The sequence below is a fragment of the Arthrobacter sp. 35W genome (assembly GCF_000482545.1).
GTDB lineage: Bacteria > Actinomycetota > Actinomycetes > Actinomycetales > Micrococcaceae > Specibacter.
In genome coordinates this window covers 2,237,892-2,260,437 of record NZ_KI519454.1, presented here as the reverse complement: position 1 = coordinate 2,260,437, position 22,546 = coordinate 2,237,892, and the positions used below count along the sequence as shown (strand labels likewise).

At 67.5% G+C, this 22,546-nt stretch carries 25 protein-coding genes; 19 read left to right on the top strand and 6 right to left on the bottom strand.

What is annotated here, in order from left to right; all coding sequences use genetic code 11:
• Positions 1–27 precede the first annotated feature (27 nt).
• From K254_RS0110065 to K254_RS0109975, 19 genes are all read left to right on the top strand, one after another.
• Positions 28–534: a GNAT family N-acetyltransferase gene (locus tag K254_RS0110065; RefSeq protein ID WP_035749187.1), complete on the top strand. Its 507-nt coding sequence runs from the start codon at positions 28–30 to the stop codon at positions 532–534.
• A 36-nt stretch (positions 535–570) separates the two neighbouring features.
• Positions 571–1,413: a prephenate dehydratase gene (locus K254_RS0110060; RefSeq protein ID WP_026555253.1), complete on the top strand. Its 843-nt coding sequence runs from the start codon at positions 571–573 to the stop codon at positions 1,411–1,413.
• Positions 1,414–1,533: 120 nt separating this feature from the next.
• Positions 1,534–2,436, top strand: coding sequence for a VOC family protein (locus K254_RS0110055; RefSeq protein WP_026555252.1), 903 nt, complete (start codon positions 1,534–1,536; stop codon positions 2,434–2,436).
• 58 nt (positions 2,437–2,494) lie between these two features.
• Positions 2,495–2,935 carry a hypothetical protein gene (locus tag K254_RS0110050; protein WP_051389040.1) on the top strand — a complete coding sequence of 147 codons (441 nt, stop codon included), beginning with the start codon at positions 2,495–2,497 and terminating at the stop codon, positions 2,933–2,935.
• 256 nt (positions 2,936–3,191) lie between these two features.
• A complete protein-coding gene (gene rpsP, locus K254_RS0110045) occupies positions 3,192–3,605 on the top strand; it encodes a 30S ribosomal protein S16 (protein WP_026555250.1) in 414 nt (137 codons plus the stop codon).
• 1 nt (position 3,606) lies between these two features.
• A complete protein-coding gene (locus tag K254_RS0110040) occupies positions 3,607–3,849 on the top strand; it encodes an RNA-binding protein (RefSeq protein ID WP_026555249.1) in 243 nt (80 codons plus the stop codon).
• A gap of 173 nt (positions 3,850–4,022) precedes the next feature.
• Positions 4,023–4,598 (top strand): ribosome maturation factor RimM, encoded by a 576-nt coding sequence (rimM, locus tag K254_RS0110035; RefSeq protein ID WP_026555248.1) that lies wholly within the window; start codon positions 4,023–4,025, stop codon positions 4,596–4,598.
• Positions 4,599–5,498 carry a tRNA (guanosine(37)-N1)-methyltransferase TrmD gene (gene trmD, locus K254_RS0110030; protein WP_026555247.1) on the top strand — a complete coding sequence of 300 codons (900 nt, stop codon included), beginning with the start codon at positions 4,599–4,601 and terminating at the stop codon, positions 5,496–5,498. It abuts the gene before it with no gap.
• Between the two features lie 286 nt (positions 5,499–5,784).
• A complete protein-coding gene (rplS, locus tag K254_RS0110025) occupies positions 5,785–6,144 on the top strand; it encodes a 50S ribosomal protein L19 (RefSeq protein ID WP_026555246.1) in 360 nt (119 codons plus the stop codon).
• 12 nt (positions 6,145–6,156) lie between these two features.
• Positions 6,157–6,837, top strand: a complete 681-nt coding sequence (gene lepB, locus K254_RS0110020; RefSeq protein WP_035749186.1) for a signal peptidase I — start codon at positions 6,157–6,159, stop codon at positions 6,835–6,837.
• Positions 6,838–7,611: a signal peptidase I gene (gene lepB, locus K254_RS22735; RefSeq protein ID WP_081710003.1), complete on the top strand. Its 774-nt coding sequence runs from the start codon at positions 6,838–6,840 to the stop codon at positions 7,609–7,611. It begins immediately after the preceding gene.
• Entirely contained in the window at positions 7,611–8,318 is a 708-nt protein-coding gene (locus K254_RS0110010; RefSeq protein ID WP_026555244.1) for a ribonuclease HII, read from the top strand. The genes lepB (K254_RS22735) and K254_RS0110010 overlap by 1 nt, the downstream gene beginning before the upstream one ends.
• A gap of 33 nt (positions 8,319–8,351) precedes the next feature.
• Positions 8,352–8,675, top strand: a complete 324-nt coding sequence (locus K254_RS0110005) for a DUF2469 domain-containing protein (protein WP_026555243.1) — start codon at positions 8,352–8,354, stop codon at positions 8,673–8,675.
• Positions 8,676–8,777: 102 nt separating this feature from the next.
• Positions 8,778–9,137, top strand: a complete 360-nt coding sequence (locus tag K254_RS0110000; protein ID WP_026555242.1) for a YraN family protein — start codon at positions 8,778–8,780, stop codon at positions 9,135–9,137.
• Complete coding sequence (locus tag K254_RS0109995) at positions 9,138–10,682, top strand: YifB family Mg chelatase-like AAA ATPase (RefSeq protein WP_026555241.1); 1,545 nt, start codon at positions 9,138–9,140, stop codon at positions 10,680–10,682.
• 119 nt (positions 10,683–10,801) lie between these two features.
• Entirely contained in the window at positions 10,802–11,941 is a 1,140-nt protein-coding gene (gene dprA, locus K254_RS0109990) for a DNA-processing protein DprA (protein ID WP_081710102.1), read from the top strand.
• A 53-nt stretch (positions 11,942–11,994) separates the two neighbouring features.
• Positions 11,995–12,585: an O-acetyl-ADP-ribose deacetylase gene (locus K254_RS22730; protein ID WP_051389039.1), complete on the top strand. Its 591-nt coding sequence runs from the start codon at positions 11,995–11,997 to the stop codon at positions 12,583–12,585.
• Positions 12,586–12,684: 99 nt separating this feature from the next.
• On the top strand, positions 12,685–13,620 hold the full coding sequence (locus K254_RS0109980) for a tyrosine recombinase XerC (RefSeq protein WP_035749184.1): 936 nt from the start codon (positions 12,685–12,687) through the stop codon (positions 13,618–13,620).
• Between the two features lie 221 nt (positions 13,621–13,841).
• Positions 13,842–14,345 (top strand): DUF3145 domain-containing protein, encoded by a 504-nt coding sequence (locus K254_RS0109975; protein WP_026555238.1) that lies wholly within the window; start codon positions 13,842–13,844, stop codon positions 14,343–14,345.
• 90 nt (positions 14,346–14,435) lie between these two features.
• On the opposite strand, the gene fabF is transcribed toward K254_RS0109975, so the two are convergent.
• The 6 genes from fabF to aceE all read right to left on the bottom strand — a co-directional run bounded on the left by fabF (position 14,436) and on the right by aceE (position 22,469).
• Positions 14,436–15,674: a beta-ketoacyl-ACP synthase II gene (gene fabF / locus K254_RS0109970; protein ID WP_026555237.1), complete on the bottom strand. Its 1,239-nt coding sequence runs from the start codon at positions 15,672–15,674 to the stop codon at positions 14,436–14,438.
• A gap of 120 nt (positions 15,675–15,794) precedes the next feature.
• Positions 15,795–16,040, bottom strand: a complete 246-nt coding sequence (locus tag K254_RS0109965) for an acyl carrier protein (RefSeq protein WP_026555236.1) — start codon at positions 16,038–16,040, stop codon at positions 15,795–15,797.
• 96 nt (positions 16,041–16,136) lie between these two features.
• Positions 16,137–17,201, bottom strand: a complete 1,065-nt coding sequence (locus tag K254_RS0109960) for a beta-ketoacyl-ACP synthase III (protein WP_026555235.1) — start codon at positions 17,199–17,201, stop codon at positions 16,137–16,139.
• Entirely contained in the window at positions 17,198–18,142 is a 945-nt protein-coding gene (locus tag K254_RS22725) for an ACP S-malonyltransferase (protein WP_051389038.1), read from the bottom strand. Before K254_RS22725 ends, K254_RS0109960 begins: the two co-directional genes overlap by 4 nt.
• A 105-nt stretch (positions 18,143–18,247) precedes the next feature.
• Positions 18,248–19,531: a PucR family transcriptional regulator gene (locus tag K254_RS22720; RefSeq protein ID WP_051389037.1), complete on the bottom strand. Its 1,284-nt coding sequence runs from the start codon at positions 19,529–19,531 to the stop codon at positions 18,248–18,250.
• Between the two features lie 142 nt (positions 19,532–19,673).
• Positions 19,674–22,469: a pyruvate dehydrogenase (acetyl-transferring), homodimeric type gene (gene aceE, locus K254_RS0109945; protein WP_196810906.1), complete on the bottom strand. Its 2,796-nt coding sequence runs from the start codon at positions 22,467–22,469 to the stop codon at positions 19,674–19,676.
• Positions 22,470–22,546: the final 77 nt, after the last annotated feature.

The following is a 22,546-nucleotide window of genomic DNA, read 5'->3' as shown; positions in this document are numbered from 1 at the left end:
GTCCGTGGTGCACCGTAGGATCGTGGCATGTTGGAAATCCGTCCCGCCGCGCTCAGTGAGCTCTCCCTGCTGCCGGCCATTGAAGCCGAGTCGGACGCCGTGTTCGACGACGCCGGCACGGGCATCCGCGCTGTGGACCTGCCGCCGCCGGCCACCGTGGCGGAGTTCTCCGAGGCCCTGCACATCATGGTGGCCGGTCGACCGCCGGTCGGCTTTGCCCGCGTGGAGGAAGTGGACGGCCAGGCCCATCTGGAGCAGTTGTCGGTGGTGCCCCAGTGGCAGGGGCGGGGGATCGGCCGGGCCCTGGTGGATGCCGCGCTGGCCTGGGCGCGGGAATCCGGCTACCACTACGTCACCTTGACCACGTACGCGGACATTGCCTTCAACGGGCCCTTCTACGCCAGCTGTGGATTCCGCCCCCTGGCTGGGGATCTGGGGCCGGAGCTGGCCCGCATCCGAGACGAGGAAAAGCTCCTGGGGCTGGACGCCCTGGGCACCCGCGCGGCGATGGTGCACGACCTTCAGGGGGCTTGAACACGGCGGTGCGGCAAACATGGGAAAATCCACAGTATGGCTAACGTAATCGCATACCAGGGTGAACCCGGTTCCAACTCCCATCTCGCCTGCACAGAGAAGTACCCGGACTTTGAGTCCATGCCCTGCGCCAGCTTTGAGGATGCGTTTGCCGAGGTGACCAGCGGCCGTGCCCAGCTGGCCATGATTCCTATCGAAAACACCCTGGCCGGCCGTGTCGCGGACATCCACACGCTGCTGCCGGAGACCACGCTGCAGATCATCGGTGAGCACTACCTGCGCATCCGCTTCAATCTGCTGGCCATCCCCGGCGGCACGATTGAACAGGCCACCGAGGTCCACAGCCACGTCCACGCGCTGGGCCAGTGCCGCAAGCTGATCCGCGAATTCGGCCTGAAGCCCGTCATCAACGGCGACACCGCCGGATCGGCCCGTGATGTGGCCAAGTGGAATGATCCCACCAAGGTCTCCCTGGCACCGCCCGGCGCCGCCGAGCTCTATGGCCTGGACACCCTCGCCGTGGATGTCGAGGACGATCCCACCAACACCACACGCTTTGTGATCCTGGCCGACAAGGCCCCGCTGCGCGGCCGCGGCGAACTGGCCGGCGACGCCGTCACCAGCTTCGTCTTCCGCGTCCGCAACGTGCCCTCTGCGCTGTACAAGGCGCTGGGCGGTTTCGCGACCAATGGCATCAACATGACCCGGCTGGAGAGCTACATGGTGGGCGGGGAGTTTGCCGCCACCATGTTCATGGTCGACGTCGAGGGCCACCCGGAGGACGCGCCGATGGTGCACGCCTTCGAGGAGCTGCGCTTCTTCACCTCCGAGATGCGCGTCATGGGCGTCTACCCGGCGGATCCGTTCCGCCGCCGCTGAGGCGCCGGCCCGCCCAAGGGGCCGTGGCGCAGGTCTCGCCGGGAATATATTGAAGCTTCAAGTAATTTAGATCTATGATGGGTGCAAGCCCACCTTTGGATCCACCTACTTTGGAGCATCATGCAAGCCCTTTCCAGCCAGGACCTTCTCTCCGCCGATCTCACCATGGGCACAGTGATGCTCAAGGTGGGCGACATGGCAACCATGAGCCACTACTACCAGCACGCGCTCGGCCTGGACATCATCACCGAGGCCGACGGCGGGCTGTACCTGGGCCGCGGCGCCACGCCGCTGGTCCACCTTGCCCCGGCCCCGGGGCTGCACGTCCCGGGCCGCGGCGAGGCCGGGCTCTTCCATACGGCGCTGCTCTTTGAGGACCAGGCATCTTTGGCGGCAACGGTGGCCAGCGCGGCCCAGTACGAGCCGAAGGCCTTCGCCGGCAGCGCCGACCACCTGGTCAGCGAGGCCTTCTACTTCACCGACCCCGAGGGCAACGGCATCGAGCTCTACTGGGACCGCCCCCGTTCCGCCTGGGATTGGAACGGTGGCAATGTGGTGATGGATTCGCTGTCCCTGCCGCCCCAGGCCTACCTCGGCAGCCACCTCACCGAGGCGTCCGTCTCGGGCCAGCGCGAGGCAGCAGCGGCCATCGGCCACGTCCACCTGCAGGTGGGCGATGTTGACACGGCCCAGTCCTTCTACGTGGACACCCTCGGCTTCGAGCGCACGGCCGGCTGGCACGGCCAGGCCCTCTTTGTCTCCGCCGGCGGCTACCACCACCACATGGCAATGAATGTCTGGAACAGCCGCGGCGCCGGCCCCCGCAAGGACACTCTGGGCCTGGGCGAGGTGCTCATCCAGCTTCCCGGCAAAGACGACGTCGGCGCCCTGGCCGAGCGTCTGGCCCACCACAAGATCGCCGTCGCCAACACCGGGGCCGAATTGGTCTTCCAGGATCCGTGGCTGAACCGCATCCGCGTTAGTGTTGGTAGCGCACCGGTGGTTTCCCCTTCCGCCTCCTGACGGGGGGTGGGGAGGTCCGGTGGCAGCCATTTTTCCCACAACACTGGAGGCTACGGTCTTGACCGCTTTCTCGGAATTCTTTGTCACCGACCACCACGGCGCCGTGGCTCGCGCCAAGTCCCTGGATGCGGGGAAGGCCCCCGCGGCCAATCTGCCCGTGCTGCCGACCCCCGGATTGTCCGATTTTGAGATCGAAGTGCTGGGGGAGCTGGCCGCCAAGACGGTGCACGCCACCGGCATCACCGTCGAGCTGGGCATGGTCGACGTCGAACTGGACTCCCTCTTTGTGGTGCCCGAGGCTCTGGCCGAGGTCTTCGCCGAGCTGGTGGACCTGGAGGATCCCGAGGAACTGCCCGAGCTCGCCGCAGCCTGGGCCGCCGCCGAGGAAATGGAATCCACCCCCGAGATCACCGAGCCGCTGGTCCGTGCGCTGGCCGCACTGGCCGGCACCGTGGACGAGAACGCCCGCACCCACCTGTACTTCTACTCCGCAGCCTAGGCCTGCGCTGCGGCGCCAAGCGCTGCACCGCGGCGGCGGCCACCCCACCCGGGGGCGGCCGCCGTCGTCGTTTCCGTCATGCGGCGCGCCCCGGTCACATGGATGCGGGATGATCTGGCATAATGGACAGGTACTCGATCCGCGTGGCCCCTCTCTCCGTGTGATGATCGTGTCTGTAGAGTCCTGAGGATCGGCCCGCCCCACGGGAGCGTGAAACAGGATTCGCCCTCGTATAAAACAAGGAGTGACCACTAAAGTGGCCGTTAAGATTCGCCTGAAGCGCTTCGGCAAGATGCGCGCCCCGTACTACCGCATCGTCGTCATGGACTCCCGCGCAAAGCGCGATGGCCGTGCGATCGAAGAGATCGGCAAGTACCACCCGACGGAAGAGCCCTCGTTCATCGAGGTCGACACCGACCGCGCGCAGCACTGGCTCTCCGTTGGCGCACAGCCGACAGAGCAGGTTGCCGCAATCCTGAAGATCACCGGTGACTGGCAGAAGTTCAAGGGTCTCCCGGGCGCCGAGGGCACCCTGAAGACCAAGGCCCCGAAGGTGGCATTCGTTGCCCCCGAGGCCGCTTCGGTCATCACCAAGGAAGCCATCACGCCGAAGGCCAAGAAGGCTGACGCTGAAGCTGCCGAGTCTGCAGAGACCACCGAGGCTGAGTAGGTTGCTGGCTGAGGCGCTGGAGCACCTGGTCCGCGGGATTGTTGACTCTCCCGAGGACGTCAAGGTCAGTGTGAAGAACAACCGCCGAGGGGAATCCCTCGAGGTGCGCGTTCATCAGGATGATCTTGGCCGCGTCATTGGCCGCCAGGGCCGTACTGCCCGCGCGCTGCGCACCGTTGTTGCCGCTTTGGCCAACGGTGAGCCTGTCCGCGTGGATGTAGTGGATACGGACCGCCGCCGCTAGGACCTTCTCCTTCGGGAAAAGGTGTGAACGGCACAGCATTTCAGCACCAGAAGCTATAGATATTGGCCCCGGCACCATAATGGTGCCGGGGCCAATTTCATGTCCAGCCCTATTTACAGTCCAGCCGCATCGGCGCTGGCACACATTGCTGCCTGGCAGCAGGAGGAGTTTTCATGCAGGTTCAGGTTGCCCGGATTGGCAAGCCGCACGGCATCCGCGGTGAAGTGACGGTACAGGTCCTCACCGACGCCCCCGAAGACCGGTTCGTCCCCGGCGTCGACCTGGTGGTGAAGCCTGCCACGCTGGGTCCGCTGACGGTGCGCAGCGCCCGCTGGAACAAGGACATCCTGCTGCTCGGCTTCGAGCGCATCACCACCCGCAACGAGGCCGAGACCCTCCGCGGTGCCGAGCTGTTCATCGACTCCGACGATGTCGAAGATGACGACGACGATGCCTGGTACGAGCACGAGCTCGTCGGCCTCGAAGCCCGCGTGGGCACAGAGGTGGTGGGCAGGGTGACTGCCCTGCGCACTCTGACCGCGCAGGATCTGCTCATCATCGAAAACGCCGCGGGCGAGGAAATCCTGGTGCCCTTCGTCGAGGAAATCGTCCCCGAGGTCAACGTCGAGGCCGGCTTCGTGCTGTTGACTCCGCCGCCGGGCCTGTTTGAGCTGAACAGTGCCGACGCTGGATCCGCTCCTGAAGACGCGGACGACGACGCCGACAGCGCCGATGGCGGAGATGCCTAAATGCGGTTCGATGTTGTCAGCATCTTCCCGGAATACCTGGCCGCACTGGATCTGAGCCTGATCGGCAAGGCCCGCCAGGACGGCGTGCTGCAGGTGGGCGTCCACGATCTGCGGGAGTTCACGACCGACCGCCACCGCACGGTGGATGACACGCCCTATGGCGGCGGCGCCGGCATGGTGATGAAGCCCGAGCCCTGGGCCACAGCCCTGGCGTCCCTGTTGGAGAACCCGACGCCGGATCCGCTGGCGGCCCCCGCCTCGGATGCCCCGGCCGGCGGTGCCTTTGATGCGGACGGCGGTGCCTTTGATGCGGAGGGCAGCGAAGCTGCTGCCCCGCGGCGCCCCGTCCTGATCGTCCCATCCCCGGCGGGAGAGGTCTTCAACCAGACGCTGGCCTACGAGCTGGCCGAGGAGGAGCACCTGGTGTTCGCCTGCGGGCGCTACGAGGGCATCGATGAGCGTGTGCTCGAATGGGCTGCGGAGCACTACACGGTGCGTCCGGTCAGCCTGGGCGACTACGTCCTCAACGGCGGCGAGGTGGCCGTGCTGGCCATGGTCGAGGCCATCGGCCGGCTGGTGCCCGGCGTCGTCGGCAACCCCGAATCCCTCATTGAGGAATCGCACTCCGACGGGCTGCTCGAGTACCCCGTCTACACCAAGCCCTCCAGCTGGCGCGGCCGGGACATCCCCGAGGTGCTGCTGAGCGGCAACCACGCCAAGATCGCGAAGTTCCGCCGGGACGAGCAGCTGCGCCGCACGGTGGACCGCCGCCCGGACCTGATCGCCGCCCTGGATGCGGCAACCCTGTCCAAGGCGGAGCGCAACACGCTCTGGGAGCTGGGCTACGCCGTCGTCGACGGCCACCTCGTCCAGCGCGGGCCCGCCACCCCAACTGAGTGACACTTATGACACGTTCCGAGGCCCGGAACGTGTCATAACTGTCACCTACTTGGGGTGGGGGATTAACCCCGCCGGGGAGGAATGTGGCAGAATTGGTTCTTGTGTCTACTGGGCCCGCCCCTGCCACAGGGGGAGCGGAGTCAACAGCTCGACACGCCGGCCTGCCACCAGCGGCAGGTCCGGTCACCACACTTCAGCAGCCTAGCCCGCCAACCCTTCACCGGGTGGGAGCAGGACTGCCGTTACTGAACGTAAATGACCTGTGGCGTTTACCAGGAGTGAGAATATGCATATCCTCGATTCCGTCGACGCAGCCAACCTGCGCACCGACATCCCCGCGTTCCGCGCCGGCGATACCCTCAACGTTCACGTGAACATCATTGAAGGTTCCCGCTCCCGTGTCCAGGTGTTCAAGGGCTTCGTCCTTGGCCGCCAGGGCGATGGCATCCGCGAGACGTTCACGGTCCGCAAGGTCTCCTTCGGTGTTGGCGTGGAGCGTACCTTCCCGGTGCACTCCCCGGTCATCGAGAAGATCGAGGTCGTCACCAAGGGTGACGTTCGCCGCGCCAAGCTGTACTACATGCGCGATCTGCGCGGCAAGGCTGCCAAGATCAAGGAAAAGCGCGACAACCTGCCCACCAAGTAAGGGTTCCGCACTTTGCTTCACTCAAAACGCCGGCCCGGGAAACTGGGCTGGCGTTTTGTTGTCCTGGCAGTGGTGGTGATGATCGCCGTTTCCGCGGTGGTCCGCAGCTGCTGGCTGGACGTTTTCTACATCCCCTCCGCGTCCATGGAACCGTATCTGGTCACTGGCGACAGGGTGCTCGTCTCGCGGACGGACTTTGCCTCAACCCCCATCAAGCGTGGCGACGTCGTCGTCTTTGACGGACGTGGCTCCTTTGCTCCGCTGCACAGCGGCAAGGGTGCCCTGGCCGACGCCGCCCAGACCGCCGGGGAATGGCTGGGCATCGCGGGCTCCGACACCGTCTACGTCAAGCGCGTGCTGGGCGTGGCCGGGGACAGGGTCCGCTGCTGCAACACCAACGGCCAACTGGAGATCAACGGCGTTCCCGTCACCGAGAGCTACCTCCATCCCGGGGATCTTCCCAGCGAGTTGGCATTTGATGCCGTCGTTCCGCAGGGTAGGTTGTGGCTCATGGGTGACCACCGTTCCGTATCAGCGGATTCGCGGCACCTCATCGGTGCCCCGGGAGGTGGAATGGTGTCAACGGAGAAGGTCATTGGCCGCCCGCTCATGGTGCTGTGGCCGTTCGACAGAATTGGTCTGCTCTCCACGGTGGTTCCCACCGAAACCCCTATCTTGAAGGACGCACAGTAGATGCCGCACAACACGCCGGGCGATGCCGAGCCGCTGGAGAAGGGCGAACGCCTGCGCAGCGGCGTCATGTCCTGGCTGAAGGAAGTCGGTACGATCATCGCCGTCGCGCTGGTGCTTTCGTTCCTGATCAAGACCTTCCTCTTCCGGGCCTACTACATTCCGTCCGGTTCCATGGAGAACACCCTGGAACTCGATGACAGGATCTTCATCAACCTGCTGGTGCCCAAGCCCTTTGCACTCGAGCGTGGGGACATCGTTGTCTTCAGGGACACCCAGGGCTGGCTCGCGCCCGTCCCAGAGGCCCCTGCGGGTCCCTTCGGCTGGGCCAAGGACGCCATGATCTTCATCGGGCTGGTGCCCGATGAATCACAGCAGCATCTGGTCAAACGCGTCATCGGCCTGCCGGGCGACCACGTCTCGTGCTGCGATGCGCAGGGCCGGCTCACTGTCAACGGCGCGCCCTTGGATGAGCCCTATCTGTTCCCCGGAGCCCGCCCCTCCGACACCACCTTCGATGTGGTGGTCCCGGAAGGGAAGATCTGGGTCATGGGCGACCACCGCAACAACTCCTCGGACTCTCGCGAGCACATGAAGATGGAGGGCGGGGGCTTCATTTCCATCGACGACGTCGAGGGCCGCGCCACGGTGATCGCCTGGCCGCTGAACCGCTTTACGATCCTGGGCAACTACCCGGATGTCTTCCGCGAGGTTCCGGACCCGTCGCCGTCGTCCGCGCCGTCCGAGACCTCCACCACCAGCCCGGCCGGACAGTAGTGGCTGCGGGCACGGCCCCCACCCTGGAGTTTGAGCGCGCCCTTGCGGCCAAGGGCCGCGTGCTGGTGGCCGGCTGCGATGAGGTGGGCCGGGGATCCCTGGCCGGTCCCGTCAGCGTCGGCGTCGTCGTCATCGATCCGTCGTCCGTGCCACTGCTCGACGGCGTCCGCGACAGCAAGCTCCTCAGTGCGCCGGTGCGCGATGCCCTGGTCCCGCAGATCAGCGCCTGGGCGCTGGCCAGCGGCGTCGGCCACGCCTCGGCGGCCGAAATCGACGCCATCGGCCTGATGGACGCGCTCCGTTTGGCCGGCTCGCGCGCGCTGGACGCCATTGCCGCCACCGGCGTCGTGCCCTCCATCGTGCTGTTGGACGGCAACCATGACTGGCTCTCGATTCCCGCCCAGCCGGCGCTGCTGTTCGACGGCTTCGGTTCCCTTGACGGAACGGACGACGACGGTGGGCCCGCCTTTGGCGCCGCGATGCCCGTGGTCACCAAGATCAAGGCGGACATGACCTGCCTGAGCGTGGCTGCCGCGTCCGTGCTGGCCAAGGTGGAACGCGACGGCATCATGGCGGCCCTGGACGAGGAGAACCCCCAGTTCGGCTGGGGCGTGAACAAGGGCTATGCGACGGCAGCGCACCGCGCAGCCATCACTGAGCATGGACCCACCGACCACCACCGCAAGAGCTGGCGGCTCACGGCGTAAGCACGCCGGGGCTGCGTAGGGGATGATGGACTTATGAGTGCCGAGGATCTTGAAAACTACGAGACCGACATGGAGCTGCAGCTCTACCGCGAGTACCGCGACGTGGTCAATCTGTTCAGCTATGTCGTGGAAACGGAGCGGCGCTTCTATCTGGCCAACCACGTTGACCTGCAGGCCCGCTCGGCCGACGGCGAGGTCTACTTCGACCTGACGCTGCAGGATGCCTGGGTCTGGGACGTCTACCGCTCGGCCCGCTTCGTGAAGAACGTCCGGGTCATCACGTTCAAGGACGTCAACGTCGAGGAACTGGTCAAGAGCGACGATCTGCAGATCCCCAAGGACGGCTCGCTGGGCTAGTCACCCCTCCACAGCACCACGTGCTGCGGCTGTCGTCCACGTTCGTCTCCGCCACTCTGCCGCCGGCCTCCTGGCACCTGGATGCTGGTGGTGGAGGTAGCGATGAAGGCGAAAGACGCATTGGGCCGCCGGGGTGAAATCCTGGCGGCCGACTACTTGGAGGATCTGGGCATCCGGGTCATCGACCACAATTGGCGCTGCCGCAATGGCGAGATCGATCTGGTGGCCGTGGACGGCAGCACGCTGGTCATTGCCGAGGTCAAGACCCGCCGCTCCCTGCGCTACGGCCACCCCTTTGAGTCCATCACCGCGGCCAAGCTGGCCCGGCTGCGGACGCTTGCTGTGTTGTGGTCCCGCGAGCACGCGGTGCACCTGCCCGCCCTTCGCATCGATGCCGTGGCCGTGATCGACCCCGGTGGGGGCAGGCCGCCCGTGGTGGAGCACCTCAAGGGTGTGGGCTGAGTGGGCATGGGCCGGGCGCTGGCCGTGGCGATGGTGGGTCTGAACGGCCACATCGTGGAGGTCGAGGCGGACATCGGGCAGACGCTGCCCAACTTCATCCTGCTGGGCCTGCCGGATGCCTCCCTGAAGGAGTCCATCGACCGCATCAAGGCCGCGGCGCAGAACTCCGGCATCCCGCTGAGCCGGCGGAAGATCACCGTGAACCTGGTGCCCGCCTCCCTGCCCAAAAGGGGATCCGCCTTCGATCTGGCCATCGTCATGGCAGCGCTGGAGGCGGCCGGCGATGTGCGGCGGACGGGGCGGACGGTGTTCCTGGCGGAGCTGGGGCTCGACGGACGTCTGCGTCCCGTCCGCGGCGTGCTGCCGGCGGTGATGGCGGCAGTTCGTGCCGGCCATGAGGAGTTCGTGGTGGCCGAGGACAACGTCCGCGAGGCGGAGCTGGTGCCCGGCGCCAGGGTGCGCGGCTACCTTTCCTTGGCCCAGGTCGCGGTGGACTTTGATGCAGACACCCAGGATCTGGTGCTGGACCTGCCGGAGCCCGGCGTGGCGGCACCCGCCGCCGAGACGGGGGAGGTTCGGGGGCCCGCCCCCGATATGGCCGACGTTGCCGGTCAGGGTGAGGCCCGGCTGGCGCTGGAGATTGCCGCCGCCGGCGGACACCACCTGATGATGGTCGGCCCACCCGGGGCAGGGAAGACCATGCTGGCCGAGCGGCTTCCCGGGCTGCTGCCGGATCTGCAGGATGCCGAGGCCATGGAGGTCACAGCCATCCATTCCCTCGACGGATCCGGCCCCGCCGTCGGACAGCTGATCCGCCGGCCACCGTACGAACACCCCCACCACTCCGCCAGCGCCGTGGCGATCGTTGGCGGCGGCACGGGCATTCCCCGTCCCGGAGCCGCCTCGCGGGCCCACCGCGGCGTGTTGTTCCTTGACGAGGCCCCGGAATACGACAGGCGTGTATTGGACGCCCTGCGGCAGCCGTTGGAGAGCGGGGAGCTGGTGCTGCACCGCTCCGCGGGCACGGCCTCCTACCCCGCCCGGTTCCAGCTGGTCCTGGCCGCCAACCCCTGCCCCTGTGGCAAGGCCACGGGCAAGGGGGCCGAGTGCACGTGCACCGCCATGGCCAGGCGCCGGTACTTCGACAGGCTCTCCGGGCCCTTGCTGGACAGGGTGGACATCCAACTGCATGTCAACAGGGTGTCGCTGGCCGAGCTGTCTGGAGCGGAGCCGCGGGAATCCACCCACCAGGTGGCTGCCCGGGTGCTGGCTGCCAAGGAGCGGCAGCGCGAGCGGCTGGGCCGTTTTGGCCTGGCGGGCAATGCGGAGGCATCCGGGCGGCTGCTGCGCGGCGTCTTCCGCCTTCCGGGCGCCGATACAGCGCTGCTGGACCGAGCATTGGACACCGGCCAGCTGACGGCCCGCGGCTATGACCGCGTCCTGCGGCTGGCCTGGACCATTGCCGACCTGGGCGGCCACGACCGCCCGGACCGCGACGACGTGGGGCTGGCCTTGACCATGCGGCAGAGAGGAATGGGAACGTGAGCACCGAAGAACCACCTGCGGGAGCAGAATCAGGAGCCGGCGCAGGAGCAGAGGCCACAGGCGCGGACGACGGCGGGCAGGCACGTATCAGGGTGGCCCGCGCCGCGCTCACCCGCCTGATGGAGCCCTCCGACCTGGCCGGGCTGGCCCTTGTCCGGGCCGTGGGCCCCGTGGATGCTCTGGCCATCATCGAGGGCACTCTGGAGGCGCCCAGGGGGCTGGAACGCTCCATGACGTCGATCCTGGTTGACTCGGGCGCTGCCGGCAGCGGGTGGCCCGGACTGGCCGATGCACTGGGGCGCTGGCGGCCCCGGGTGAAGGACGCGGCACCCGAACGGGATCTGGCGGTCATCGCGGCGCTGGGTGGAGGCCTGCTCTATCCGGAGCATCCACTGTGGCCGCCGGCGCTGGCCGACCTTGATCTGGCGGAACCCATCGCCCTGTGGGTCCGCAGCGCCACGGCCGCCCTCCCGCCGCTGGGCAGCTGTGTGGCCATCGTCGGGTCCCGGGACTCCACCAGCTATGGTGCCTCGGTCACCTCCGAGATGGCCTACGCACTGGCGCAGCGTGGCCTCACGATAGTCAGCGGCGGCGCCTTCGGCATCGACGCCCAGGCACACCGGGCCGCCCTGACGGGGGCCGGGCCAGGATGCCTGCCCACGATTGCTGTCATGGCCGGCGGCCTGGACCGCTACTACCCGGCCGGAAACGAAGATCTGCTTCGTGCCATCGCCCACCAGGGTGCACTCGTGGCCGAGGTGCCGCCGGGCGCCAGTTCCACGCGCTACAGATTCCTCCAGCGCAACCGCATCATTGCCGCACTCTCCGTGGCGACCGTGGTGGTGGAGGCACGCTGGCGCTCCGGTGCGCTGAACACCGCACACCACGCAGAGGGACTGGGACGGGTGGTGGCCGCCGTGCCGGGGTCTGTGTACTCCGCCAACTCCGCAGGATGCCACCGGCTGCTGCGTGAGGGGGCTGCCGTGTGCGTCACCGATGCCGCCGAAGTGGCCGAGCTGGCCGGGGCCAGCGGTGAAGCGCTGGTGCCGGAACCCCTCCAGCAGGCCGCCATCCACGATGGACTCAGTGTGGAGGATCTGCTGCTTTTTGATGCCCTGCCGTTGACCACGGGAACCACCGTGGACAAACTCAGTGTGGTGGCGGGGCTGCCACCGGCAGCCGTGCTCGCTGGGCTGGGCAGGCTGGAACTGATGGCCCTGGCGCAGCGGGGCAATGGGCTGTGGAAGCGGCGGCGCTAGACTTTGACCACCGTTCCACCTGCGCACCACGCCAGCATCGAAAAGGACAGGCCATGGACATCACAGTCCTCCGCGGCGACATCACCACACTCTCGGTGGATGCCATCGTCAACGCTGCCAACTCCTCCCTCCTTGGCGGCGGGGGAGTGGACGGTGCCATCCATGCGGCAGCCGGACCCACGCTGCTGGCCCAATGCCGTGAACTCCGCCGCCTCGCCTACCCCTTCGGGCTGCCGGTGGGGGATGCCGCGGCCACCGGGGCGGGCCGGCTGGACGCCCAATGGGTCGTCCACACCGTGGGACCCAACCGCCATGCCGGAGAGAATGACGCGGCGCTGCTGCGATCCTGCTTCCTGCGCAGCTGCGAAGTGGCCAGCGGCCTGGGGGCCACCTCGATAGCCTTCCCGGCCATCGGCGCCGGCGTCTATGGCTGGTCTGCGGCCGATGTGGCGCAGGCGGCGGCGGAGGCCCTGGCGGAGTTCGCGGCGGCCCAGGACGCCGATCAGAGTGGCGGTGGCATTGAAACGGTCCTCCTGGTCGCCTTCAGCCCGGAGCTGGAACAGGCCTTCCGCGGCGCCCTCAGCAAACAGTTCGGCGGGGGTCCCAGCGAGGACCGCGGCGAGGCTTCCGGCCAGGGCTTCTGAGAGGGCCTCCGGGGCCCATCGAGAGCACCGGAGCATGCGGTTGCCCTCTGCCCGGCGGGGCAGCTTGTCCGGGCCCGGGCCAGGGCGCAGAGTGTAGGGGTGGACCACAGCGAACGAGCGCAATTGCCCCCGGACCTCGCCCAGGCGGCGGCCGCCTTTGAGCGGTACCTCGTGGCCGAGCGGGCGCGCTCCGTGCACACAGTCCGCGCCTATCTGGGGGATCTGGACTCTTTGCTGATCTTCGCCGTGGCCGAGGGGGCCGCGGCTCTGGACGCCTTGGAGCTGGGAACCCTGCGCCGCTGGCTGGGCGAGCAGAGCGCGATGGGCCTGGCTCGTTCGACATTGTCCCGCCGGGCAGCCACGGCGCGCAGCTTCACCGCCTGGGCCACCCGGGAGGGCCTGCTGGCCGTGGATCCGGCCCTGCGGCTCAAGGCGCCCAAGAAGGACAAACCGCTGCCCGGTGTCCTGGCGCAGAGCCAGGTCAACCGCGTATTGGACGCCGTGGCCGACACCGCCGCCGAGGCCGATCCGGTGGCCCTGCGGAATGTGGCCATGGTGGAACTGCTCTACGCCACGGGGATCCGCGTGGGCGAGCTCGCGGCACTGGACATTGACGATCTGTTTCCGGAGCGGCGCACGCTGCGGGTGCTGGGCAAGGGCAACAAGGAGCGCACCGTGCCCTACGGAGTCCCGGCCGATCGGGCCGTCGAGGCCTGGCTGCGGACCGGCCGCCCGGCGCTGCGCCAGGTGGGCAGCGGCGCGGCACTGTTTCTGGGCAAGCGCGGCAACCGGGTGGACCAGCGCCAGGTCCGCAGCGTCGTCGAGGGCCTATTGCACGATCTGGGGGACACGGCCGCCACCAGCCCCCACGCGCTGCGGCACAGTGCCGCCACGCACCTTCTGGACGGCGGCGCGGACCTGCGCGCGGTCCAGGAAATCCTGGGCCACAGTTCGCTGGCCACCACCCAGATCTACACCCACGTTTCGGTCGAGCGGCTGCGGAAAAGCTACATCCAGGCCCATCCGCGCGCGTGAATTGCGCCTGAATCCGGCCGTCCGGGCCGCAGCATGGCCGGCACTGGCATTTCCCCTGCGGCTACGGCACAATGTGAGGGGACCGGCCGCCACAACGAAAGGAAGGGCAGCCGAACCCCTGAGCCGGGACTGCTGCCAGCGGAACCTGCGCCACAGCTCAGACATCCACGCATTGCCTGAAGGTCGTTGGGGAAGACGCACCTACAGCTATGGAGGATGGAATGGACGTTGTGATGACGCGCGGTGTTTTGTTTGTGCACTCAGCCCCTACTGCGTTGTGCCCTCATATCGAGTGGGCCATTGGGTCCGTCGTGGATAAACGCACGGATCTGCAGTGGATAGAGCAGCCCGCGGCGCCCTCCATGGTGCGCGCCGAGCTGGCCTGGACAGGTAAACAGGGTACGGGTGCCGCATTGGCGTCCGCTCTGCGCGGCTGGGTCCATCTGCGCTATGAGGTCACCGAGGAGCCGAGCCCCGGCGTCGACGGCGGCCGCTGGTCCCACACCCCTGATCTGGGCATCTTCCATGCCATGACGGATGCCCACGGCAACATCGTTGTTTCCGAGGACCGCATCCGCTACGCCTACGAGTCCGGTGCCGGGGACCCCTCCGCCGTCTACCATGAGCTGTCGCTGGCCCTGGGCGAGGCCTGGGACGAGGAGCTTGAACCGTTCCGCCACGCGGCCGAGGGCGCTCCGGTGCGCTGGCTCAACCGCGTCGGCTGACACCCCACTTCCCGCAGCGCGGGTTCACCCGCCACCACGAAAACGGCCGGTCCCCGAGAGGGGGCCGGCCGTTGTGTCGTTGGGGTGCAGCTAGTGGTTGCGCACCACGACGACGGCGTTGTGGCCGCCGAAGCCGAAGGAGTTGCTCAGCGCCACGATGTCGCCGGCGGGCAGGATGCGCGGCTTGCCGGTGACGACGTCGAGCGGGATCTCCGGATCCTGGTTTTCCAGGTTGATGGTCACCGGGGCCTGGCGCTCGTAGATGGCCAGGACCGTCATAACGGCCTCGACGGCGCCGGAGGCGCCGAGCAGGTGGCCGGTCTGGGACTTAGTGGCCGAGACGGCCAGGTTGTCCACGTGGTCGCCGAAGGTTGCGCGCAGGGCGGTGTACTCCGGGCGGTCGCCCACCGGGGTGGAGGTGGCGTGGGCGTTGACGTGCACCACATCTTCCAGCTGGGCCCGTGCATCGAACAGGGCGGCCTTCAGGGCGCGCGTGGCACCCAGGCCCTCGGGGTCCGGAGCGGTGATGTGGTACGCATCGGCGGTGACGGAGGTTCCGGCAAGCTCGCCGTAGATGCGGGCGCCGCGGGCCAGAGCGTGCTCCTCGGCCTCCAGCACCAGTGCACCGGCACCCTCACCCATGACAAAGCCGTCACGGCTGATGTCGTAGGGGCGCGATGCGTGCTCCGGATCGTCGTTGCGGCGCGAGAGCGCCTGCATCGAGGAGAAGGCGGCGATCGGCAGCGGGTGGATGGCAGCCTCGGCGCCACCGGCCATGACGACGTCGGCCTTGCCCGAGCGGATCAGCTCCAGACCCTGGTGCAGGGCCTCGGTGCCGGAGGCGCAGGCGGAGACGGGGGTGTGGGCCCCGGCGCGGGCGCCCAGGTCCAGGCTGACGGCCGCGGCGGCGCCGTTGGGCATCAGCATCGGCACCGTCATCGGCAGAACGCGGCGGGGTCCCTTTTCGCGCAGGGTGTCCCAGGCGTCCAGCAGGGTCCAGACGCCGCCGATGCCGGTGGCGAAGGCCACGGCGAAGCGGTCGTTGTCGATGTCCTCGAGGCCGGAATCCTTCCAGGCCTCGCGGGCGGCAATCACAGCGAACTGGCTGGACGGGTCGAGGCGCTTGGCCTCAACGCGGGTCAGCACTTCGCTGGCGGGAGTGGTGACATGGGCGGCAAAGTGGACGGGCAGCTCGTACTTCGCCACCCATTCCTCGGTCAGGGTGTGGGCGCCGGAGACTCCCTTGAGGGCGTTCTTCCACATGGTGGGAACGTCGCCGCCAATAGGCGTGGTCGCTCCGAGTCCAGTGATGACAACTTTGCGGGCCATGGTTTCAACTCTCTAAAAATGAAGGAGGGGTCAGGACGGTGGTGCGGAGCGGATGGCCGGCGGTGCCGCCGGCCATCCGCGGTGCCCTGTGCCGCACTGGCGTTAAGGGCTGGCTGGAGCCTAGGCCTGGGCGCCGGCGATGAAGGAAACGGCGTCGCCAACGGTCTTGAGGTTCTTGACCTCTTCGTCCGGGATGCGCACGCCGAACTTCTCCTCCGCGTTGACCACGATGGTCATCATGGAGATGGAGTCGATGTCCAGATCGTCCGTGAAGGACTTGTCCAGCTCTACAGCCTCGGGGGCCAGGCCGGTTTCTTCGTTGACGATTTCTGCCAGGCCGGCCAGGATTTCTTCGTTGCTCGCCATGGGTGGCTCCTTTTCTTGATGTTCTGCTTCGCTCGGGGGAGAGGGTGAGGCAGTGATTGATCAAACCACGGTTGTAGTTTGAGTCGCTATGGAATCTTAGGGCAGTCGGACAACCTGTGCACCGAAGACAAGGCCTGCGCCGAAGCCGATCTGCAGCGAGTACTTGCCGCTGAGCTCCGGATTTTCCTGCAGCAGACGGTGCGTGGCCAGCGGAATCGAGGCGGCGGAGGTGTTGCCCGCCTCCGCGATGTCGCGGCCCACGATGACGGATTCGGGAAGCTTGAGCTGCTTGACCATCTCATCGATGATGCGCATATTGGCCTGGTGCGGCACAAAGGCGCCCAGGTCCTCGGCGGTGATGCCTGCGGCCTCGAGGGCCTGCTTGGCCACCTTGGCCATTTCCCATACGGCCCAGCGGAAGACGGTCTGGCCGTCCTGGCGCAGGGTCGGCCACAGGGAGGACTGCATCTCGCCGGCGGCTGCGGCATCCAGTACGGATTCGCTCTTCATGGCGCTCTGGCTGAAGTCCTTCACGTCCAGCATGGAGTGTGTCATGCCGATGGCATCCCACTTGCTGCCGTCCGAGCCCCAGACGGAGGGGCCAACGCCGGGCTCGTCGGCGGGGCCGATCACGACGGCGCCGGCGCCGTCGCCGAGCAGGAAGGAAATGGTGCGCTCGTGGTTGTTGATGACGTCCGAGAGCTTCTCGGCGCCGATCACCAGCACGTAGTCGGCGGCACCGGAACGGACCAGGGCGTCGCCCTGGGCCACGCCATAGCAGTAGCCGGCGCAGGCGGCGGAGACATCGTAGGCCGGTGCCGGGGTGGCGCCGAGCTTCTCGGTGATCAGGGCAGCGGCCGACGGCGTGGCGTACGGATGCGTGACGGTGGAGACGATGACGGCGCCCAGCTGGGAGGCCTCGATGCCGGCGTTCGCCAGGGCTTCCGCTCCAGCGGCCACGGCCATCTCGATGACGCTGACATCCTTCGGGGCCCGGTGCCGGGTCACGATGCCGGTGCGCTGGCGGATCCACTCATCGGAGGAATCGATCCACTGGCAGACATCGTCATTGGTGACGATGATTTCCGGACGGTAGGCGCCGATGCCCAGGATCCGGGAAAATTCATTGACGGGGCGCTGCTTCAGCGTGGGAGTGCTCACTCGGTTCCTTCTTCCCGCATGGCGGCCTGTGCCGCCAGCAGTTCCTTGGCTGACGCAAGATCGTCAGGAGTCTTCACAGCAACGGTAGCAACACCGCTCATGCCGCGCTTGGCCAGACCCGTCAGCGTGCCGGCCGGAGCCAGCTCGATCAGGGAGGTGACGCCCATGGCGGACATCGTGTCCATGCACAGATCCCAGCGCACCGGGCGGGAGACCTGGGCGATGAGGCTGGAGAGCGCATCCTCGCCGGAGCCGACGACGGCGCCGTCGTAGTTGGACAGCAGCGGCACCGAGGGGTTGTGCGCCGTGATCGACGGGCGCAGGGCCGTCAGGGCGGCCACGGCCGGTGCCATGTGCGAGGTGTGGAAGGCGCCGGCGACGGCGAGGGGGATCACGCGGGCCTTGGCCGGGGGATTGGCGGCCAGCACTGCCAGCTGCTCCAGCGTACCGGCGGCAACGGTCTGGCCCTTGCTGTTCATATTGGCCGGCGTCAGTCCCGCGGCCGCAATGGCGGCCAGCACGTCCTCCGGGTCCCCGCCGACGACGGCGCTCATGCCGGTGGGGGTGGCGGCGGCTGCGGCAGCCATGGTGTTGGCGCGTTCGCGGACAAAGCGCATGGCGTCATCGTCGCTGAGGGTGCCGGTCAGGGCGGCGGCGGTGATCTCACCGACGGAGTGTCCTGCCACCACCACGGGAAGCTCGGCGAGGGGGGCGTCCAGCAGGGCGCTGGCGGCCACGAGGCCTGCCGCAACAATCAGCGGCTGCGCGACGGCGGTGTCCTTGATGGTCTCGGCGTCGGAGGTGGTGCCGTGGGCGATGAGGTCGATGCCTGCAACCTCACTCAGGGCGGCCAGCTGGCCGGCGACTGCGGGCAGCTCCAACCAGGGCGAGAGGAATCCGGGGGTCTGGGAGCCCTGACCTGGGCAGACTATTGCAAGCACGCTATCCAGCTTTCCAAAGGGGACCGTGTTTTGCCGGTGTTTGCGCACACCAAGCTCACGGAGTCGATTTGTAGGAAGTCTACAATATTGCCGAACGGGCGGACACTACGCCGGGCGGGCGGGGGAGCGTTCCACAGTGGGTTTGGCCGGTGTTGCCAACCGGCCCACCACCAGCGCCGTCTGGAGGACAAAGGCTTCGCGGGGGATCAGGGGATCCCAGCCGGTCACGTCGCAGACCCGGCGCAGGCGGTACCGCACGGTGTTGGCATGGACAAAAAGCTCGCGGGCCGTTGCCTCCAGGGAGTGGCCCAGCTGCAGGTAGCTGCCCAGTGTTTCGGCCAGCCCGTTGGAGGCGGCCACCAGCGGACGGTAGATGTTCTTCAACAAGGCGCGGCGGGCGGTGTCGTCGCCGGAAATGACGCGTTCGGGCCACAGATCATCGGCGGCCACGGGGCGCGGGGCGCCCGGCCAGGCCTTGGCCACCGCCATCGCGGAGAAGGCAGCCTGCGCGGACAGGGAGGTGTCGGCCAGGGTGTTCGCCAGTGGTCCGTAGACCACGGGCCCCGGGGCAAAGAGCTCGCTGAGGCGCAGGTACGCCATTTCCTTTTCGGCCACGCCGCCAAGCACCAGAATGAGCCTGTCGCCCTGGATGCCCACCAGCGCATCCTCGGCAAAGCGGCCGGCTGCGCGGCGCAGATCAGAGACGAAGACGGCGTTGGTTTCGGAGGGTGACTTGCCCACCATGACGGTGAAACGGCTCTGGGATTTCCAGCCCAGGGCTGCGATGCGCGACTGCAGGGCGTCCGAATTTTCACCGCGGAGGATGCCGTCCACCACCAGCGCTTCGAGGCGCGTATCCCATGATCCGCGGGATTCGGCGGCCCGGGCATAGACGTCGGCGGCGGCGAAGGCCACCTCGCGTGAGTAGCGCAGCACAGCCTCACGCAGCGCGGATTGCTCTGCCTTGGGGGCGAGGTCCGGCACCTGGTCCTCCACCACCTGGACCACAATGCGGATCAATTGCAGTGCCCGCTGCAGGCTGATGGAGCGGGTCAGCTCGGCCGGGGCCGTGCCGAAGACATCCGAGAGCACCCACTGTGGGGACGACGGCCGCTGGTACCACTGGACAAAGGCGGCGATGCCGTTCTGGGCCACCATGCCCAGTGCCGAGCGTTCATCGGCGCTCAGGCGCCGGTACCAGGGCAGGGAGCTGTCCAGCTCCTTGAGCATGGTGGTGGACAGCTTGCCCACATTGGCACGGAGGCGCTCAAGGGTGAGGGCCTGGGCCTTCGCGGAGGCGGAGTCGGACGCACTCGCCCGCTGAGGGGCCGGTGTGGCGTCGCTGGCCCCGAGCGAGGATGGTCCTGGGTCGGTGGAGGAAAGAGCCATAGACCGACAATACCCCTTGCCGGAGCAGCCCCATTTGTTGGGTCGCTACAAACGCAGCTTAAAAAGCAGTGGCGCAGCGGCCGCCCCGGTGGAACCCGTCAAAGGGTCCGCAGGGGCGGCCGATGCGCCACAGGCGGTGTTGTTAGCTGTCGCCGCCGGCCTGGCCGGTGGTGCCGGCGTTGACGTCCAGGAGCCGGTATTTCTCGATGGCCTGGGCGGGGGCCTGCCAGTCGACCTCGCCGCGGCGGGCGAGCATTTCCAGGGCGCGGACGACGATGGAGTGGGAGTCGATCTTGAAGAACCGGCGGGCGGCCTGGCGGGTGTCGGAGAATCCGAACCCGTCCGCGCCCAGGGTCGCGAATTCGTTGGGCACGAATTGGCGGACCATGTCCGGGACGGCCTTCATGTAGTCCGACACGGCCACGACGGGTCCGGTCGCCCCGGCGAGCTTTTCGGTGATGTAGGGGGTGCGGGCCTGGCCTCCCGGGTTCAGGAACGCGTCCTCTTCGGCGGCGAGCCCGTCGCGGCGCAGTTCCGTCCAGGACGTCACGGACCACACATCGGCCGACACGCCCCAGTCCTGGGCGAGGATCCGCTGGGCCTCGATGGCCCACGGCACGGCCACGCCGGAGGCCAGCAGCTGGGTGCGGGGCCCGTCGGTGGTCGCCGGGGCGGCCAGGTAGATCCCCTTTGTGATGCCCTCGACGTCGATCTCGGCCGGGGCGGCCGGCTGGGTGATCGGCTCGTTGTACACGGTGATGTAGTACATCACGTTGGGGTCGGTGGAATCCTTGCCGTACATGCGTTCCAGGCCGGCCTTGATGATCACCCCGATCTCGTACCCGTAGGCCGGGTCGTAGGAGATCACGGCCGGGTTGGTGGAGGCCAGGATCGGGGAGTGCCCGTCCGCATGCTGCAGGCCCTCACCGGTCAGGGTGGTGCGCCCGGCGGTCGCGCCGATGATGAAGCCGCGGGTCATCTGGTCCGCGGCGGCCCAGAAGGAGTCCCCGGTGCGTTGGAAGCCGAACATGGAGTAGAACACGTAGATCGGCACGAGCGGCTGCCCGTGGGTGGCGTAGGCGGTGCCGGCGGCGGTGAACGCGGCCACGGAGCCGGCCTCGTTGATGCCGGCGTGCACGATCTGCCCGGAGATGGATTCCTTGTAGGCCAGGACGAGGTCGCGGTCCACGGAGAGGTAGTTCTGCCCGTTGGGGTTGTAGATCTTCGCGGTCGGGAAGAACGCGTCGATGCCGAAGGTGCGGGCCTCGTCCGGGATGATCGGCACGATCCGGTTGCCGAAGTCCTTGTCGCGCATCAGGTCCTTGAGCAGGCGCACGAACGCCATGGTCGTGGCGGCCTGCTGCTTGCCCGAGCCGCGGTTGGCCATCTCGTAGGACTTCTCCGCCGGCAGGACGACCTCGGCGTGCTTGCTGCGGCGTTCGGGGACGAAGCCGCCCAGGGCGGCCCGGCGTTCCATCAAATACTGGATTTCCGGGGCGTCCATGCCGGGGTGGTAGTACGGGGGACGGTACGGGTCCGCCTCCAGCACCTCATCCGAAATGGGCAGGCGCAGCAGGTCGCGGAAGTCCTTCAGGTCCTGCAGGGTGAGCTTTTTCATCTGGTGCGTGGCGTTGCGCGCCTCGAAGTGGGTGCCCAGGCCGTAGCCCTTGACGGTGTGGGCCAGGATCACGGTGGGCTTGCCCTTGAAGTCGGTGGCGGCCTTGTAGGCGGCGTAGACCTTCTTGTAGTCGTGCCCGCCGCGCTTCAAATTCCAAATCTCATCGTCGGACAGGTCCGCGACAAGGTCCTTGGTTTGGGGGGTTTGGCCGAAGAAGTGGTCGCGGATGAATCCGCCGGATTCGGCCTTGTAGGTCTGGTAGTCGCCGTCGACGGTGGTGTTCATGACCTTCACCAGGGAGCCGTCCGTATCCTTGGCGAGCAGCCCGTCCCATTCCCGGCCCCAGAGGACCTTGATGACGTTCCAGCCGGCGCCGCGGAAGAAGGCCTCCAGTTCCTGGACGATCTTGCCGTTGCCGCGCACCGGCCCGTCCAGGCGTTGGAGGTTGCAGTTGATGACGAAGTTCAGGTTGTCGAGCTTGTCGTTCGCGGCGAGTTGGAGCAGGCCGCGGGATTCGGGCTCGTCCATCTCCCCGTCGCCCAGGAACGCCCAGACCTGCTGGTCGGAGGTGTCCTTGATGCCGCGGTGGTGCAGGTACCGGTTGGACTGGGCCTGGTAGATCGCGTTCATCGGGCCGATGCCCATGGACACGGTGGGGAATTCCCAGAAGGCCGGCATCAGGCGCGGGTGCGGGTAGGAGGAGAGGGCGTGGCCCTCCTTGGACTTTTCCTGCCGGAACCCGTCCAGGTCCTCCTCGGACAGGCGGCCCTCCATGAACGCGCGGGCGTACATGCCCGGGGACGCGTGGCCCTGGAAGAAGACCTGGTCGCCGCCGCCGGGGTGGTCCTTGCCGCGGAAGAAGTGGTTGAAGCCGACCTCGTACAAGGTCGCGGCGCCGGCGTAGGTGGAGATGTGGCCGCCGACGCCGATGCCGGGGGCCTGGGCGCGGTGGACCATGACGGCGGCGTTCCAGCGCAGCCAGGCCCGGTATTTGCGTTCGATTTCCTCGTTGCCGGGGAATTGGGGTTCCTGGTCGGCCGGGATCGTGTTCACGTAGTCCGTGGTGGTGACCATCGGCACGCCCACGGACTGGGCGCCGGCGCGTTGGAGCAGGGAGCGCATGATGAATTGGGCACGTTCGGTGCCACGTTCCTGAATCAAGGAATCCAGGGACTCAAGCCATTCGGCGGTCTCGTCGGGATCCCTGTCAGGCAGCTGGTTTGTTAACCCGCTCAGGATATGGGAAGTATCGTCTCCTGCGGCCACGTCCAACCTCTCTAAAAGCAGTGTCTTGGCCCACAGCTGTGGCTCTGGGCGCATACACAACACTGTAGACCGCGGCGGCGGAGTGTGTGTAGCTGGATGTCCTGCGTTAAGCCCAGCCGGCGGGGGCCCAG

Coding starts and splice junctions, on each gene's coding strand:
- aceE (WP_196810906.1), bottom strand. CDS start 22,469: ATGCGCCCAGAGCCACAGCTGTGGGCCAAGACACTGCTTTTAGAGAGG.
- K254_RS0109965 (WP_026555236.1), bottom strand. CDS start 16,040: ATGGCGAGCAACGAAGAAATCCTGGCCGGCCTGGCAGAAATCGTCAAC.
- K254_RS0109975 (WP_026555238.1), top strand. CDS start 13,842: ATGGACGTTGTGATGACGCGCGGTGTTTTGTTTGTGCACTCAGCCCCT.
- K254_RS0110000 (WP_026555242.1), top strand. CDS start 8,778: ATGAAGGCGAAAGACGCATTGGGCCGCCGGGGTGAAATCCTGGCGGCC.
- fabF (WP_026555237.1), bottom strand. CDS start 15,674: ATGGCCCGCAAAGTTGTCATCACTGGACTCGGAGCGACCACGCCTATT.
- K254_RS0110055 (WP_026555252.1), top strand. CDS start 1,534: ATGCAAGCCCTTTCCAGCCAGGACCTTCTCTCCGCCGATCTCACCATG.
- rplS (WP_026555246.1), top strand. CDS start 5,785: ATGCATATCCTCGATTCCGTCGACGCAGCCAACCTGCGCACCGACATC.
- K254_RS0110005 (WP_026555243.1), top strand. CDS start 8,352: ATGAGTGCCGAGGATCTTGAAAACTACGAGACCGACATGGAGCTGCAG.
- K254_RS22720 (WP_051389037.1), bottom strand. CDS start 19,531: ATGGCTCTTTCCTCCACCGACCCAGGACCATCCTCGCTCGGGGCCAGC.
- lepB (WP_081710003.1), top strand. CDS start 6,838: ATGCCGCACAACACGCCGGGCGATGCCGAGCCGCTGGAGAAGGGCGAA.
- dprA (WP_081710102.1), top strand. CDS start 10,802: ATGGAGCCCTCCGACCTGGCCGGGCTGGCCCTTGTCCGGGCCGTGGGC.
- K254_RS22730 (WP_051389039.1), top strand. CDS start 11,995: ATGGACATCACAGTCCTCCGCGGCGACATCACCACACTCTCGGTGGAT.
- K254_RS0110060 (WP_026555253.1), top strand. CDS start 571: ATGGCTAACGTAATCGCATACCAGGGTGAACCCGGTTCCAACTCCCAT.
- rimM (WP_026555248.1), top strand. CDS start 4,023: ATGCAGGTTCAGGTTGCCCGGATTGGCAAGCCGCACGGCATCCGCGGT.
- K254_RS0110065 (WP_035749187.1), top strand. CDS start 28: ATGTTGGAAATCCGTCCCGCCGCGCTCAGTGAGCTCTCCCTGCTGCCG.
- trmD (WP_026555247.1), top strand. CDS start 4,599: ATGCGGTTCGATGTTGTCAGCATCTTCCCGGAATACCTGGCCGCACTG.